The sequence below is a fragment of the Gordonia sp. LMA484 genome, from assembly GCF_058129505.1.
The window spans coordinates 6379286-6394021 of sequence record NZ_CM176700.1 but is presented as its reverse complement, the minus strand read 5'-3'; the positions used below and the strand labels follow the sequence as shown (position 1 = coordinate 6394021).

The 14736-nt window shown below is 63.9% G+C and carries 15 protein-coding genes; 14 read left to right on the top strand and 1 reads right to left on the bottom strand.

Annotated features, from left to right (window positions below; genetic code table 11):
- From AC4AMJ_RS28415 to AC4AMJ_RS28370, 10 genes are all read left to right on the top strand, one after another.
- Positions 1-378, top strand: a complete 378-nt coding sequence (locus AC4AMJ_RS28415) for a PTS glucitol/sorbitol transporter subunit IIB (protein ID WP_489916318.1) — start codon at positions 1-3, stop codon at positions 376-378.
- A complete protein-coding gene (locus tag AC4AMJ_RS28410; RefSeq protein WP_489916316.1) occupies positions 375-803 on the top strand; it encodes a PTS glucitol/sorbitol transporter subunit IIA in 429 nt (142 codons plus the stop codon). The genes AC4AMJ_RS28415 and AC4AMJ_RS28410 overlap by 4 nt, the downstream gene beginning before the upstream one ends.
- A 2-nt stretch (positions 804-805) precedes the next feature.
- A complete protein-coding gene (locus AC4AMJ_RS28405) occupies positions 806-2125 on the top strand; it encodes an NAD(P)H-dependent oxidoreductase (RefSeq protein ID WP_489916314.1) in 1320 nt (439 codons plus the stop codon).
- Between the two features lie 35 nt (positions 2126-2160).
- On the top strand, positions 2161-3174 hold the full coding sequence (locus AC4AMJ_RS28400) for a thiamine pyrophosphate-dependent dehydrogenase E1 component subunit alpha (RefSeq protein ID WP_489916312.1): 1014 nt from the start codon (positions 2161-2163) through the stop codon (positions 3172-3174).
- Positions 3171-4181: an alpha-ketoacid dehydrogenase subunit beta gene (locus tag AC4AMJ_RS28395; RefSeq protein ID WP_489916310.1), complete on the top strand. Its 1011-nt coding sequence runs from the start codon at positions 3171-3173 to the stop codon at positions 4179-4181. The genes AC4AMJ_RS28400 and AC4AMJ_RS28395 overlap by 4 nt, the downstream gene beginning before the upstream one ends.
- Complete coding sequence (locus AC4AMJ_RS28390; protein ID WP_489916308.1) at positions 4174-5463, top strand: 2-oxo acid dehydrogenase subunit E2; 1290 nt, start codon at positions 4174-4176, stop codon at positions 5461-5463. The genes AC4AMJ_RS28395 and AC4AMJ_RS28390 overlap by 8 nt, the downstream gene beginning before the upstream one ends.
- 82 nt (positions 5464-5545) lie before the next feature.
- Positions 5546-5821: an HPr family phosphocarrier protein gene (locus AC4AMJ_RS28385; RefSeq protein ID WP_489916306.1), complete on the top strand. Its 276-nt coding sequence runs from the start codon at positions 5546-5548 to the stop codon at positions 5819-5821.
- The gene (gene ptsP / locus AC4AMJ_RS28380) at positions 5818-7527 is read left to right on the top strand and encodes a phosphoenolpyruvate--protein phosphotransferase (RefSeq protein WP_489916304.1); all 1710 of its coding nucleotides are present in this window, start codon (positions 5818-5820) and stop codon (positions 7525-7527) included. Before AC4AMJ_RS28385 ends, ptsP begins: the two co-directional genes overlap by 4 nt.
- 24 nt (positions 7528-7551) lie before the next feature.
- Entirely contained in the window at positions 7552-8277 is a 726-nt protein-coding gene (locus tag AC4AMJ_RS28375; RefSeq protein ID WP_489916302.1) for an IspD/TarI family cytidylyltransferase, read from the top strand.
- 48 nt (positions 8278-8325) lie between these two features.
- Positions 8326-8637 carry a hypothetical protein gene (locus tag AC4AMJ_RS28370; protein ID WP_489916300.1) on the top strand — a complete coding sequence of 104 codons (312 nt, stop codon included), beginning with the start codon at positions 8326-8328 and terminating at the stop codon, positions 8635-8637.
- Between the two features lie 9 nt (positions 8638-8646).
- Here AC4AMJ_RS28370 and AC4AMJ_RS28365 read toward each other — a convergent pair whose 3' ends face one another.
- On the bottom strand, positions 8647-9252 hold the full coding sequence (locus AC4AMJ_RS28365; RefSeq protein WP_489916298.1) for a 2-C-methyl-D-erythritol 4-phosphate cytidylyltransferase: 606 nt from the start codon (positions 9250-9252) through the stop codon (positions 8647-8649).
- A 276-nt stretch (positions 9253-9528) separates the two neighbouring features.
- On the opposite strand from AC4AMJ_RS28365, the gene lpdA reads away from it, so the two are divergent.
- The 4 genes from lpdA (at position 9529) to AC4AMJ_RS28345 (ending at position 14638) form a co-directional block, all read left to right on the top strand.
- Positions 9529-10914 (top strand): dihydrolipoyl dehydrogenase, encoded by a 1386-nt coding sequence (lpdA, locus tag AC4AMJ_RS28360; RefSeq protein WP_489916296.1) that lies wholly within the window; start codon positions 9529-9531, stop codon positions 10912-10914.
- Positions 10911-11894, top strand: a complete 984-nt coding sequence (glpX, locus tag AC4AMJ_RS28355; protein WP_489916294.1) for a class II fructose-bisphosphatase — start codon at positions 10911-10913, stop codon at positions 11892-11894. The genes lpdA and glpX overlap by 4 nt, the downstream gene beginning before the upstream one ends.
- A 111-nt stretch (positions 11895-12005) precedes the next feature.
- Complete coding sequence (locus AC4AMJ_RS28350; RefSeq protein ID WP_489916292.1) at positions 12006-12626, top strand: TetR/AcrR family transcriptional regulator C-terminal domain-containing protein; 621 nt, start codon at positions 12006-12008, stop codon at positions 12624-12626.
- A 326-nt stretch (positions 12627-12952) separates the two neighbouring features.
- Positions 12953-14638, top strand: coding sequence for an acyl-CoA dehydrogenase family protein (locus AC4AMJ_RS28345; RefSeq protein ID WP_489916290.1), 1686 nt, complete (start codon positions 12953-12955; stop codon positions 14636-14638).
- Positions 14639-14736: the final 98 nt, after the last annotated feature.

Genomic DNA, 14736 nt, shown 5'->3' with positions numbered 1-14736 from the left:
ATGAGTGAATACAAGCCCGTCACCGTCAGCAAGGGTAACGGCGGATGGGGCGGACCCCTTGTCATCCACCCCACGACCGAACGTCCGCTGATCTATTCGGTCACCGGAGGTGGCATCCACCCTGTGGCGCAAAAGATTGCGGACCTGACTGGTGGCCAGACATTTGACGGTTTCAAGAGCACCGCGCCGTTTGACCAGATCGCGGTCGCGGTCATCGACTGTGGCGGAACCGCTCGCGTCGGCGTGTATCCGATGAAGAAGGTCCTCACCGTCGATGTCAACGCAGCAACGCCCTCCGGTCCGCTTGCTTCGTTCATCACCGAGGAGCTATTCGTCTCAGGCGTCGCGCCTCAGAACATCGAGGAGGGCGGCCAGTGAGCGAAACACACGTCCGCTACCACACCGAGGTCACCAAGGTCGGTGATATGGTCCCCGGCTTTCTCGAGAAAGGCATCGTTATTCTCTTCGGCGATGATGCCCCGCCGGAATTGCACGACATCAGCGTCCTGCACAGCGCGTCAGTGACCACCGGTGGGCTCTGCGTCGGCGACGTCATCGAGCTCGACGGTCAGCAATTCCCGGTTCTGGCAGTGGGACACGTCGCCGACGCCAACCTCGTGAATCTCGGGCACATCGATCTGAAGTTCAACGGCGAAGACACCGCCAAACTTCCGGGGGATGTTTGCCTCCCCGCCGTAATACCTCCACTTGTCAGCTCCGGCAGCACCTTCCGAGTCATCGCCGGAACATCTACCACCACGGTGAGCTCAACTGCCACCGTCACCACACAGCAGGAGAACTGATCATGAGCTACACCGCACGCCTCATCGCCCGCCAGAAGGAATTGGGCCGCCCGATCCGCGTCGGCCTCGTCGGAGCCGGACAAATGGGACTCGGATTCATCTCGCAGGTCAACCGCATCGCGGGTATGCATATCGCCGCCGTCGCCGATGTACTGCCAGGTAAGGCTGAATCCGCACTGCGGCAGTCGGGCGCAGAACCGCTCTCGGGCAATGACATTGCGAAACTATCTCAGGCCATCCTAGGTGGCTCATCGGTTGCTGTGGAAGACGCCGCCCTGCTGAACACGCTACCCATCGACATCATCGTCGACGCCAGTGGCGTGCCGGAAGTCGGCGCCCAGGTCGCGTTCCATGGCATGCTCGCCGGCAAGGACATCGCTCTGCTCAACGTCGAGTGCGACGTCACCATCGGCTATGTGCTCTCCGCCATCGCGAAACAGACCGGACGCATCTACACCGTGTGCCGTGGTGACGAGCCCGCCGAGGCCAAGCGCCTTGTGGATTTCGCGCGGGATCTCTCGTTCGAGGTGGTGTGCGCCGGCAAGGGCAAGAACAATCCGCTCAATCCACACGCCACGCCGGAATCGCTCGCCGAGGAGGCCGAGCGTAAGCACATGAATCCGAAGATGTTGTGCAGCTTCGTCGACGGATCCAAGGCCATGATCGAGATGGCGTCCTTGGCCAACACCACCGGACTCGAGGTCAGCCGTCGCGGCATGTACGGTCCTCCGTCGTCGGTGGCCACCCTCGCGGCAACGTTCTGCCCCACGGAGGACGGTGGCGTCCTCGACCGCGCCGGGGTCGTGGACTACTGCACCGGCGACGTAGCGCCGGGCGTCTTCGCCATAGTCAAGACCGACGACCCCATCGTCGCCGAGGAGATGACTTACCTGAAGATGGGTGACGGCCCCTACTTCACGCTGTACCGGCCGTACCACCTCGCGAGCGTAGAAGCCCCCCTGAGCATCGCCGAAGCCATCATCGACGGCGTCGCCAGCCTGGCGCCGGAATGCTGGAATGCCGAGGTAGTGGCCGGCGCCAAGCGCGACCTCAAGGCCGGAGACACCATCGACAGCATCGGCGGATCGACCGTGTACGGTGTGATCGAGTCGGCGAAGACAACCAAGGCCGAAAATCTCGTCCCCTTGGGACTATTGCAGGGCGCCAAGGTAATTCGCGATATCCCCGCCGACGCCGTGGTCACCGCTGATGACGTCGAACTCCGGCCGGGAACCACCATCGCCGCGCTGCGTCAGCTCCAGGACCGGATGCTGGAGCGTGCTCCACTCCCGATTTTCGCCGACACCGACAACGTCGCATGACCGCACAGGCAGTCCCAAAGAAAGTGAAACCACCCATGACCACCGACACCGAACCCGGCGTTGCGCGGTTGGCCCAAGACGCCTCCAAGGCCCGCGACGTTCTCACGACCATGTGGAAGATCCGGCGCTTTGAAGAGGCCGTCGACGATCTGTTCGCGCGCGGCCTGATGCACGGCACCATGCACCTTTCCATCGGACAAGAGGCCGTGCCGACCGGCGCCTGCCTCTCGTTGACCCGCGAGGACCTGATCACCTCCACCCACCGAGGCCACGGCCACTGCATCGCCAAGGGCGCCGACCTCGAACGAATGATGGCCGAGTTGCTCGCAAAGGAGACCGGCTACTGCCGAGGTCGCGGAGGATCGATGCACATCGCTGATGTTGATACCGGAAACCTCGGCGCCAACGGCATCGTCGGCGGCGGCATCCCGATCGCCGCGGGTGCCGCGTTGGCCCAAAAGCTCAAGGGCACCAATAACGTCGCGGTGAGCTTCTTCGGTGACGGGGCGACCAACGAGGGCGCCTTCCACGAAGGCGTCAACTTGGCGGCAGTCTGGAAGTTGCCTGCCATCTTCATCTGCGAAAACAACCATTACGGAATGTCGATGTCGAGCGCATTGTCGATGAACGTTCCACGTGTCGCCGATCGCGCTGCTGCGTATGGGATTCCCGGCGTAACAGTCGACGGCAACGATGTCCAGGCGGTTGCCGACGTGATAGCGGAGGCGGTCGCCCGCGCCCGCGCCGGTGACGGGCCGACTCTGGTGGAGGCCGTGACCTACCGCCACAAGGGTCATTCCAAGAGTGACCAGAATCTGTACCGCACGCGCGAGGAGATCGACGAGTGGCGCGCCAAGGATCCGATCACGGCGTTCGAAGCAACCGTGGTCGAGACCGGGACCCTGTCGGAAGCCGACCTCGAAGAGGTCCGGGGTGCTGTTCGTGACGAGCTGCGCGCCGCGATCCGTGCCGGCAACGCCGCCGCCCCGTCCCGAGCCGACGAACTCATGTCAGCTGTCTACGCACCACTGGAGGTGACCACCGCATGACCACGACAACACCGGCTGTCGTTGACAAGAGCTACTCCGACGCCGTGCGCGAGGCCTTGACGATCGCGATGTCCGAAGACGATAACGTCTTCATCCTCGGCGAGGACATCGGCATCTACGGTGGCGCCTTCGGCGTGACCAAGGGTATGTACGAACAGTTTGGCGCCGACCGCATTCGCGACACCCCGATCTCCGAACTCGGCATCGTCGGCGCGGCCGTGGGTGCTGCACTCTGCGGCATGCGGCCGGTTGTCGAGATCCAGTTCTCGGATTTCACCAATCAGGCAATGGACCAGATCGTCAATCAGGCAGCGAAGATTCATTTCATGCTCGGCGGTGCTCTCTCGGTTCCGATGGTCCTGCGCGCACCGTCGGGTTCGGGTACCGGCGCGGCGGCGCAGCATTCGCAGAGCCTCGAGGCTTGGTTCGCGCATGTTCCCGGACTCAAGGTTGTCCTACCGGCGACTGCCTCCGACGCCAAAGGCCTACTCCTCTCGGCGATCGATGACCCGAATCCGGTCATCGTCCTCGAACACAAGTTGCTGTACCGAACCAACGGCCCCGTCCCCGAGGGCAGCGAGCGAATCCCACTGGGCAAGGCGGCGGTACACGGCAGCGGCGGCGACCTGACGATCGTCGCCACCGGAATCATGGTCAGCAAGGCGCTCGAGGCTGCAGAGACCCTGTCGGCCCATGGGATCGATGTCACGGTGGTGGACCCGCGGACGCTGGTGCCGCTCGATGAAGAGACCATCCTCGACGCCGTGAAGACGACCGGCCGTGTGCTGCTTGTTCAGGAGGCCCCGCTGACAGGTGGTTTCGCTTCAGAGATCTCCGCACGCATCGCCGGCTCGGACGCCGTTTACAGTCTCCTTGCTCCGATCAAACGGCTCTGCGGGCTGGATGCTCCGATTCCCTACGCGCCCGACCTGGAACGGGCAAGCGTGCCGCAGGTCGATGACATCGTCGACGTCGCAACCGAACTTGTGAGGTCCAGCTATGCGTGAAGTTCCTCTGGTGATGCCCAAGATGTCAATGACGATGACTGAGGGCACATTCATTCTGTGGCGCAAGGAAACCGGAGATCCAATCAAGTCCGGTGACGTCGTCTGTGAGGTCGCCAGCGACAAGGTAGACATGGAGGTGGAGTCGCCCATCGACGGTGTGCTGGCACGGTTGGTCGCCCAGCCCGACGAAGTCGTTGCGGTCGGTGATCCCCTCGCGTTCATCTCGAGCGACGCGGACGACATGTTGGACGGACTGTTCGACGACACTCCCACGCCAAGCGAACCGATCGAGCCACCGTCGGAGACTCGCACGGCAGCGAGCGGGACGGTGGCCTCACCACCGTCCCGGGGAGGCCCGCGCCCCGCGGTCCCTCGTGCGCGCCGCCGGGCCAGTGAGCTCGGCGTGGACCTCAACACGGTCACCGGAACCGGTAGCGACGGATTGATCACGGTCGGCGACGTTGAGGCGGCAGGGAAGCCCCGCGACGACGATGGACAGATTGAAACAGCCGCCGCATCGACGTCTTCAGTTCCCGTGTCGAGCAGCGAGCAGACACAAACGGGCGGTGCCACATTCGAGCGATTCGGTGCCGTAACCGTCGAGCCACTCAGCCGAATCAGTCGGGTATCAGGTCCCGCGTTAACCCGGTCGTGGACGACGATCCCGCATGTCACCCAGCACGACAGCGCGGACATCACCGACCTCGATCTTTACCGACGCGAGCTCGATGCGGCTGCCAAGCCCGAGGGATACCGGGTGACACTCTTGGCCTTCGTCCTCAAGGCAGTAGTCGCGGCACTCAAAGCACACCCACGCGTCAACAGCAGCCTGGCCGACGACGGTAAGTCACTTGTGCTCAAACAGCATTACCACATCGGCGTTGCCGTTGACACCGATCAGGGGCTGGTGGTGCCAGTCCTACGCGAGGTTGACCGCAAGGGTATCGCCGCGTTGAGTCGAGAACTCGGTGAACTATCAGAACGCGCCCGCTCCGGGAAACTCACTGCGGACGATGTCACTGGTGCGACGTTCACCATCTCGAGCCTCGGCGGCATCGGGGGCACCGCGTTCACTCCGATCGTCAATAGTCCGGAGGCGGCAATCCTTGGTGTCTCCCGTAGCCGTATCGAGCCGATCTGGGATGGAGAACAATTCCAGCCGCGACTTCAGTTGCCACTGAGCCTCTCCTACGACCATCGCATCGTCGATGGGGCTCTCGGTGCGCGCTTCGCAGCCCACGTCGCACATCTGCTCGGTGACGTGCGTCGCCTGATTCTCTGATCCCTTCACTCACACACCTCGCTCGCCGGTCAGGACCATTGACCGGCGAGCGAGTTCCACCTGAACACTTAGGAGTTGCCCCATGCCCGCACGGACTGTCACCGTCGCCTCGCAGAACGGGTTGCACGCGCGCCCCGCGTCCCAATTCGTCAAGCAAGTCTCCGATCTCGGGATCGACGTCACTATCGCGAAGCAAGGCAGCGAGCCGGTCGATGCCGGCAGCATCATGCTTGTGTTGTCACAGAACATCTGCCACGGCGACACCGTGACGCTTGCCTCAGAAGCCGCTGAGGCGGAGGCTGCGCTCGACAAGCTCGTGGAGATGCTGTCGCTGGACCTCGACGCGGAGCACGCATGACCGGCGTGACCGCAACCTACATCGGATACGGTGTGAGCCCCGGTGTCGCCTCCGGACCGGTAGCCCGGGTCACCCGGATAATCGATCTCGACGGCAGTTTCGACACTGGTTCAGTCGACGGCACGGTCGAGGATCGATACGCGCTGGCGATGGCCGCCTTGGACCATGTCGGCGCGACCTTGGACGAACGCGCAGCGCGAGCTACCCGCGACGCAGTGGGGGTGCTGGAAGCGCTTGCGATGATGGTCCGCGATCGGGCGCTGCACACCGCCGTCAGGGATGCGCTCACACAATCACAGGTATCTCCCGCTTTGGCCATATCCACGGCATTCAACGCATTTCGAACCACCTTGGAGGACGCGGGCCCCTATTTCGCCGAACGTGCTACCGACCTCGACGATCTCCGCGATCGCGCAGTGGCTCACGTAGTGAATCTGCCGATGCCCGGCATCCCCGAGCGCGACCACCCGTTCGTCTTGGTGGCCGACGACCTCGCGCCGGCGGACACCGCAGTTCTCGACCCCACCCAAGTTCTCGCGATCGTGACCGAACGTGGCGGTCCGAGCAGCCATACCGCGATCCTTGCGAAATCGATGGGCATCCCCGCAGTCGTGTCAACCGGCAGTGCGATGGAGCTACAGGACGGCGACACAGTTCTGATTGACGGCACGGCCGGGACCGTGCAAGTGAACCCCAGCCACGCTCAGGTCGATGCCGCACTACAGCATCAGCGACTCGAAACCGAGCGACAGGCCCGTGTAACCGGGCCGGGGCGAACGGCGGATGGCGTCTCCGTGAAGCTGATGGTCAACATCGGCGGTCTCCGCGATGTTGCGCTCGCCTCGTCGGTCGAGTGCGACGGGGTGGGGTTATTCCGGACCGAGTTCTTGTTCCTCGAACGAGCTGATGCCCCCACCGTCGAGGAGCAGGTCGCCGCGTATCGCGAGGTCTTCGACGCCTTCCCCGGCCGGCGCGTAACGGTCCGCACGCTGGATGCCGGGGCCGACAAGCCTCTCGGATTCGTCACGCACGGCGACGAACCCAATCCTGCCCTCGGCGTGCGCGGCTTGCGTACCGTCCGCAGCCATTCGCATCTCCTGGATGACCAGTTGCGGGCTATTTCCATTGCTGCCCAATCAAGTTCGGCCTTGGTATGGGTGATGGCGCCGATGGTGTCGGTTGCCTCGGAGATGAGCGATTTCGCGGCTCGAGCAAGGGGTTACGGGCTCGCCACAAACGGATGCATGATCGAAGTTCCGGCGGCGGCACTGCGCGCTCGAGCGATCCTGGACAGCGCTGATTTCGTCAGCATCGGCACAAACGATCTTGCGCAGTACACATTCGCCGCGGACCGGATGCTCGGCGAACTCGGAGATCTTCTCAACCCCTGGCATCCCGCTCTGCTCGATTTGATCGGGCTGGCAGCCGAGGCGGGCCACGACTCGGGAAAATCGGTCGGCGTGTGCGGCGAAGCAGCCAGCGACCCGGACCTCGCTCTCATTCTGGTCGGGCTCGGGATTCGCAGCTTGAGTATGGCTCCAGGCACCCTGCCGGCGGTACGGGCCGCCCTGCGCGCACATTCACTGGCCGAACTCGAGGCTGCCACTGCGACGGCCCTGACGGCCGACGACGGAGCAGGAGTACGGCAGTTGGCGAGACGGCACCTGAATCTCGATCGTGACGGGCGAGAATCGGCGGGCAGGTGATCGGCGCCTACTAAGATCATGGTCATGGGACTCAATGGAAACTGCAGCGCAGTCGCCGTTGTACTGGCGGCGGGCAGCGGAACACGCATGCGCACCGACGGCAACAAGGCGTATCTGCCGATCGCCGGATTGCGGATGGTTTCCTGGACCTTGCGCGCGTTGGTCGATCTGCCCGGCGTGCACCGAACGATTTTGGTGACCCGTGATGCTGACCGCAGCACTGCCGAGCGGGTTCTGGACCGAGAGGTGCCCAACCTCGACGTCGAGGTCATCATCGGCGGGAACTCGCGACACGAGTCGGAGTACAGGGCGTTCGAATACCTCGCGCCCGACGTCGATGCCGGTCGTATCGATGTCATCACTGTGCACGATGCGGCGCGGCCCCTGGCCGGTTCCGAAATGTTCCTCGAATCGATCGCAGTCGCTCGCGACTATGGCGGCGCGGTACCGGCTCTGGCGTTCGATGACGACGTGATCGCGGTGCGTCCGGACGGACACATCAACGCCAACGCGGGAATACCCGATCACATCGTACGGGTGCAGACCCCCCAGGCATTTCGCGCAGCACCGCTACTTGCGGCGTATCGGGCCGCCCACCAGGAGGGCTTCGAGGGAACAGACACGTCGTCGAGCGTCGAACGTTTCACCGATGTCGAAGTTCGCACATACCCGGGCAGCCAGCGCAACATCAAGATCACCTTCGCCCACGACTTGTTTTTGGCCGAGCGGTTGTTGGCAACCTCCTCCTAAACCTCACCTGAACATCGCTTCATCGAGCACGCAAAGGAGAGACCACCCGTGGAAGGACACGAACACGCCGCTCTGACGTGCGACTCGTGCGGTCAGGAAACCGAGCATCGACTCACCTATGCGGGCCACGTGCTCGTATCAACCACGTGCACCGAATGTGGTTACGTCCGTCACCACTCCGACCGGGTGCTGCGCGAAACCTACGCGCACGATCTACGAAACCGCGTGGCGCACAAGCCGCCCGAGATATATCGGCGATTTCGCCGACGTCCGGTGGAGACAGCGGTCTCGCTGCCCCTTGCGATCATCAGGCTCCCCGTGAAACTCGCTCGTGAAGTCGTCACCGTCTTGCGCAACTGATGCTGAGCATCAGACGAATGACGCCGCGAAAACCGCGCGATCCACTTCGATGATCTCGACGGCACAATTCGTGGTCATCACGAACTCCACCTCATCGAACGGACGCGAATCAACCTGCTCCAGGCCTCGGCGCAGCACGCCCTGACTGAATACACGAGGGAACTCGACAGCCCGTAAGAGTGCACGGTCAACCGTTGCCTGCACGATTCCGTTCTCATCGATCGCCTTCACGCTGTCGACGACCGGGGTCGATGGCAAGGCCGCGTCCACGCTGGGGCCCGCTAGTTCCACAAGTTCTCGCCACAACGCTATGTCGGCGAGGGGCCGCATCGGTTCGTGCAGCACCACAGCGGCAGAGTCGACATGATGAACCTGTAACCACTTCAGGCCCGCGGACAGGCAAGCATTTCGCGACGCCCGCACGCCGGCCGTGAGCACGGTCGCCGCGTCGACTAGCCCAGCGCGTGATAGCGACACCCGGACATCGTGAGCGCGGTTCTGATCCGCGACCACAAGCACATCCAAGCCCACCGCCGAGGCAAGACGCACACTGTCACCGAGCGGTTGATCAACTCGAGAATCAGCGGCGATTTCGCCGAAGTGAGCCGCGGTCACCGGTATGGGCATGAGAACAACAGCCGAGGATGACCCCCTCATCATGAACGACCCTGTTCCCTCGAGCTGAGACACGTGGCAATCAGGCCACTCTCAACACCACACCAATCCACTCGTCGATGCTATCGGACGCGATTGGCCAACCCGTTCTCAGCGCTTCCGGGCCTACACGTCACTTTACGTTGATTTCGTGAACCACTTCACTTTCTCGTCCCGACGTGCCATCATATTTGCACAGAGGTGCATAACTTGCACATATGTGACGGAGGAGTGAGCGTGACCGACCCTGACTACGACCTGGTGATCCTCGGCGGAGGTAGCGGCGGATATGCTGCTGCCCTTCGCGCAGCTGAACTCGGACTCCACGTCGCAATGGTGGAGAAGGACAAACTCGGCGGAACATGCCTACATCGCGGATGTATTCCCACGAAGGCGTTGCTGCGATCGGCCGAAGTGGCCGACACCGTCAGGCACGGATCCGACTTTGGTATCGCCGCAACACTTGAGGGCATCGATCTTGCAGGAGTGGCGAAGCACAAAGAGTCCGTCATCAACGGACTGTTCCGCGGTCTTTCCGGTCTGATCTCCAGTCGCGGCATCGACGTCGTCGAAGGGAGCGGGCGCCTCACCTCACCGACCCAGGTCACCGTAACGACAGGCGACAGTGACAAGGTGCTGACCGGGCGCAACGTCGTCATCGCGACAGGTTCCACTCCCAAACAGATTCCTGGGCTCCACGTGGATCATGTGCGGATCATCACCAGCGACGACGCACTGGTCCTCGACGCGATTCCCCAAAGCGCCATCGTTCTCGGTGGCGGAGCAATCGGCTGCGAGTTCGCCACCGTATGGAACTCGTTCGGCGCCGAGGTCACCATTGTCGAAGCGATGCCCCACCTCGTTCCCCTCGAGGACGAGGCGTCGAGCAGAGCGCTCGAACGCGCTTTCAAGAAGCAAAAGATCACCACTGCCATGTCGGCGACAGTCGAATCGGCGGTCGCCGACGCGGACGGCGTCACCGTGACACTGAAAGATGGCACGACCCTATCCGCGGACATCCTCTTGGTGGCCATCGGGCGGGCGCCCACGACCGAGGACATCGGTCTCGAGGGTCTCGGTATCGCCACGACACGCGGCTACATCGAGGTCGATGAGTCGTGCCGCACCAATATCCCCACCGTGTTCGCCGTGGGCGATGTAATCCCGACGTTGCAGTTGGCTCACGTCGGATTCGCCGAAGGCATTCTGGTCGCCGAGACGATCGCCGGCCTCGAGCCGCAACCCATCGATTACACCGGTATACCCAGAATCACCTACTCGCACCCCGAGGTCGCCTCCGTCGGCCTGACCACCGAGCAGGCGCACGCAGCAGGGCACGATGTGGTCGATGTCACCTACGATCTGGCGGGCAATGGCAAGGCACGCATCTTGGGTACGTCCGGTGCCGTAAAGGTCGTGGCCGCCAAGAACGGCCCCGTCCTGGGCGTGCACATGGTGGGCGATCGCGCCGGTGAACTCCTCGCGGAAGCCCAGTTGATTGTCAATTGGGACGCGATGCCCGGCGAAGTGGCCCAACATATCCACCCGCATCCAACTTTGTCCGAAGCCATCGGCGAAGCGCATCTCGCACTCGCGGGTAAGCCACTCCACGTTCACTCGTGACAACCAACACCGCGGCACAATCGACACCAGTCCGGGACCCAGGGCGAGATCTCACCCTGGACCTGGTCCGGGTTACCGAAGTCGGGGCACTCGCGGCCGGCAGATGGATAGGGCGGGGGCAGGCCGAGTCTGGCGATGAGGCCGCCGCCCGTGCGATGCGCGAGTTGCTGACCACGGTACCGATGCGTGGCACGGTGGTGGCGAGAAAGCGCCGTCATCAACCTTTGGCCCGCGAAGAAGCCATCGGCAACGGCGCCGAACCCGAGTGCGATGTTGCGGTCGCTCCCATCGACGGACTCACGCATCTGGCGACCGGGACAGCCGGTTCCATCTGCGCACTCGCGGTCGCCGAGCGGGGCGCGATGCGCGAGCTGCAGGGTGCCGCCTACATGCACAAGATGGTGGTTGGCCCAGATGCTGTCGGTGCCATCGATATCCACGCACCAATCGCCGAGAACATCCGGCGAGTGGCAAACGCAAAAGGTACCGAGATTGCCGATTTGTCATGCTCGATCTTGGACCGCCCGCGTCACGCGGAACTCGTGTCCGCCGTGCGGCACGCGGGGGCCATCGTGCGGCTCATTCCCGACGGCGATCTCGTCGCCGCAGTCGCCTGTGCCCGTCCTGAGTCCGACACCGACATCCTCATAGGCATCGGCGGCGCGCTCGAAGGAGTAGTTGCCGCCGCAGCAATTCGATGCATGGGCGGCGAGATGCAGGCACAGCTCGTACCCGATCTCGAAGCCATCGGAGGCAGCCTCGCCGGCGGCAGCGCGGGCGAGGTCCTGCACGCCAGTGACCTCGTCGGTGGCGACGAAGTGCACTTCGCTGCGACGGGCATCACCGGCGGGGACCTCCTCGATGGCGTTGCCTACCGCTCAGCGTATGCCACGACACAATCGATCATGTCGCGTGCGAGCACTGGAACGGTACGGATGGTGCGTACACGAAAGATGATCAACTCCATCCCTATTCATTGAAACCGCCTGCGTCATCGCGGCACGCGTATGTAAGTCGCGGAGCTGACAGTCGTCATGGCGGACAGGACGTCATTGTTTGCCATACAAACAACAATGTGCGACGCTTCTCGGGTGAGTACCCCCGCACGCGCCACGCGCGAAGCCGGCAAAACAACGCGCCTGGCGCTGCTCCGCGCCGCCACCTCGGTGTTCACCGAGTACGGCGAGACCGCATCGGTGGCCCAGATCTGCAAGCAGGCCAACACATATCCCAACCAGGTCACCTACTACTTCGGCTCCAAGGACCAACTCTTCGTCGAGGTGGCCTGCGCCGCGGTGCTGCGCGCCGGTCGTGACGCCGAGGACGCCGCGCAGGCCGCGACGACCGTCGGCGAGTACACCCACGCACTGATCTCCACACTGCTCGGCCGACAAGCACGCAACGTCGAGCTGTTCACCACAGCGATGTCTATGGCGTCGCGGCGACCCGACTTACGCCCACCGATCGGCGAGACGCTCGCCGTGTTGCACGACCGTGGAGCCGAGGCGCTGATGCGCACGCTGGTCCGCACGGGCTGGGAATTGCGGGCGCCCATCGACGTGGAGGCGAAGGCCTTCTGGTCGGCGATTTTCGGGCTGGTGATACAGCAGGCGGCGGCCGGTTCGCAACTCGACTCCAGCCTCGAAGATGCGGTCGCGATCGTGTTCACCAATCTTCAGATCCCCGACAGCGTTCTGCAACATGCGATCTAGCGGGTCTCGATACGGTGCTCGCCTAGCGGCTCGCACCTACTCGACCAGCGAGAAGTTTTCCCGGTGGTCGAGTAGCCGTCGAGCCGCTAGACGAGACGGCGTATCGAGACCAAGCGCGGGAGGGTCTCGATACGGCCACTCACTCCGTTCGCGACCTACTCGACCAGCGGGAGCTCCTTCGATGGTCGAGTAGCCGTCGAGCCGCTAGGCGAGACAGCGTATCGAGACCAGGCGCAACAGGTCTCGATACCGCCACTCACTTCGTTCACGACCTACTCGACCAGCGAAAGAACTCGACCAGCAGCCAAACCCCGAAAGGCAGCCACATGACCCACTCCACCGAGACCACCGCGCACCCACTCCCCCACACAACCCACACCGTCTTCAACCAGTCCGCGCCACGCGTCGACATCAACGAGTATGAACTCAACACCGTTTTGCGCGAAGCGGTCACACGCCACGACGGCGGTTGGGCCGACGACGAACTCCGCGAGATCGGCGAACTCGTGGGCAGCGCCCAGTTCCAGCAAGACGCCCACCTCGCGAACACCATCACGCCGGTGCTGCACACCCATGACCGCTGGGGCAACCGGATCGACGAGGTCGAGTACCACCCGTCCTATCACCGCATCATCTCGGCGTCGGTCGCACACGGCAGCCACACCCGCTGCTGGGCCGATCCGCAGTCCGGCTCGCATGTGGTCCGCGCTGCCGGGTTCATGTTGTTCGGGCAGATCGAACCCGGGCATGCGTGCCCGGTGTCGATGACGCATGCGGTGATCCCGTCGCTTGAACTGCAGCCCGACGTCGCCGCCCAGTGGGTGCCGAAAGCACTGTCGCGCAGCTACTCCCCCGACCTGAGCGCCGACAAGCAGTCCGCGATCTTCGGGATGTCGATGACCGAGAAGCAGGGCGGCTCGGATGTGCGCGCCAACACCACGGTCGCCAAGCCGGTCGCGGGTGGCGGCCCGGGCGGCGAATACCTGCTGACCGGCCACAAGTGGTTCTGCTCGGCACCCATGTCGGATGCCTTCCTGGTCTTGGCACAGGCGCAAGGCGCGGCCGGCGAAGGACTTTCGTGCTTCCTGCTGCCCCGCGTGCTGCCAGATGGCACCCGTAACGTGTTCCGCATCCAGCGCCTCAAGGACAAGCTGGGCAACAAGTCGAACGCGTCGTCGGAGATCGAGCTCGACGGCACCGTCGCGGTGATGGTCGGCGAGCCGGGCCGCGGTGTCCGCACCATCATCGAGATGGTCGCCCAGACCCGCCTGGACTGCGTGCTCGGCAGCGCAGCCGGGATGCGGCAGTCGGTGGCCGAGGCCGTGTGGCACGCCCGCCACCGCGCCGCCTTCGGTGCCACCCTGGCCGATCAACCCGCGATGACCGCGGTGCTGGCCGACCTCGCGCTCGAATCCGAAGCCGCCACGGTCACCGCGATCCGGCTGGCTCGCGCCCACGACGAGGATGCGAGCGATCAGGAGAAGGCCTTCCGCCGGCTGGCCACCGCCGTCGCCAAGTACTGGATCTGCAAGCGCGGACCACACCACTCCTACGAGGCACTGGAATGCCTGGGCGGCAACGGCTACACCGAGGCGTTCCCGTTGGCGATGCGCTACCGCGAGCAGCCGGTGATGGCCGTGTGGGAGGGCTCGGGCAACGTGATCGCGCTCGACGTCCTGCGCGCGATGACCCGCGAACCAGAGTCGGTCGCCGCGTTCGACGCCGAGATCAACAAGGCGCTCGGCGCCAACCGCACCCTGGACCTGCACCTCGAGCGCCTGCGTGACCAGCTCGGTGAGCTCGCCCGGATGGACACTGCCTCGGCACAGGGACATGCCCGCCGTGTGGTCGAGTCGATGGCCCTGGCGCTGGAGGCGTCACTGCTCGTGCGCTACTCCCTGGCCGCGGTCTCCGATGCGTTCATCGCCGCGCGTCTCGGCGCGGATCGCGCCTTCGAGTACGGCGCGCTGCCCACCGGCGCCGACCTGGGCGCGATTCTTTTGCGGCACTGAAGTTTTGCGGCCATTCGTGACGCTCGGCTAGCGCCTCGCTTCCTTCGAGACGCTCGCAAACTCGCTCCTCAGGACCCCGCCTCAGGGAGCGGATAACG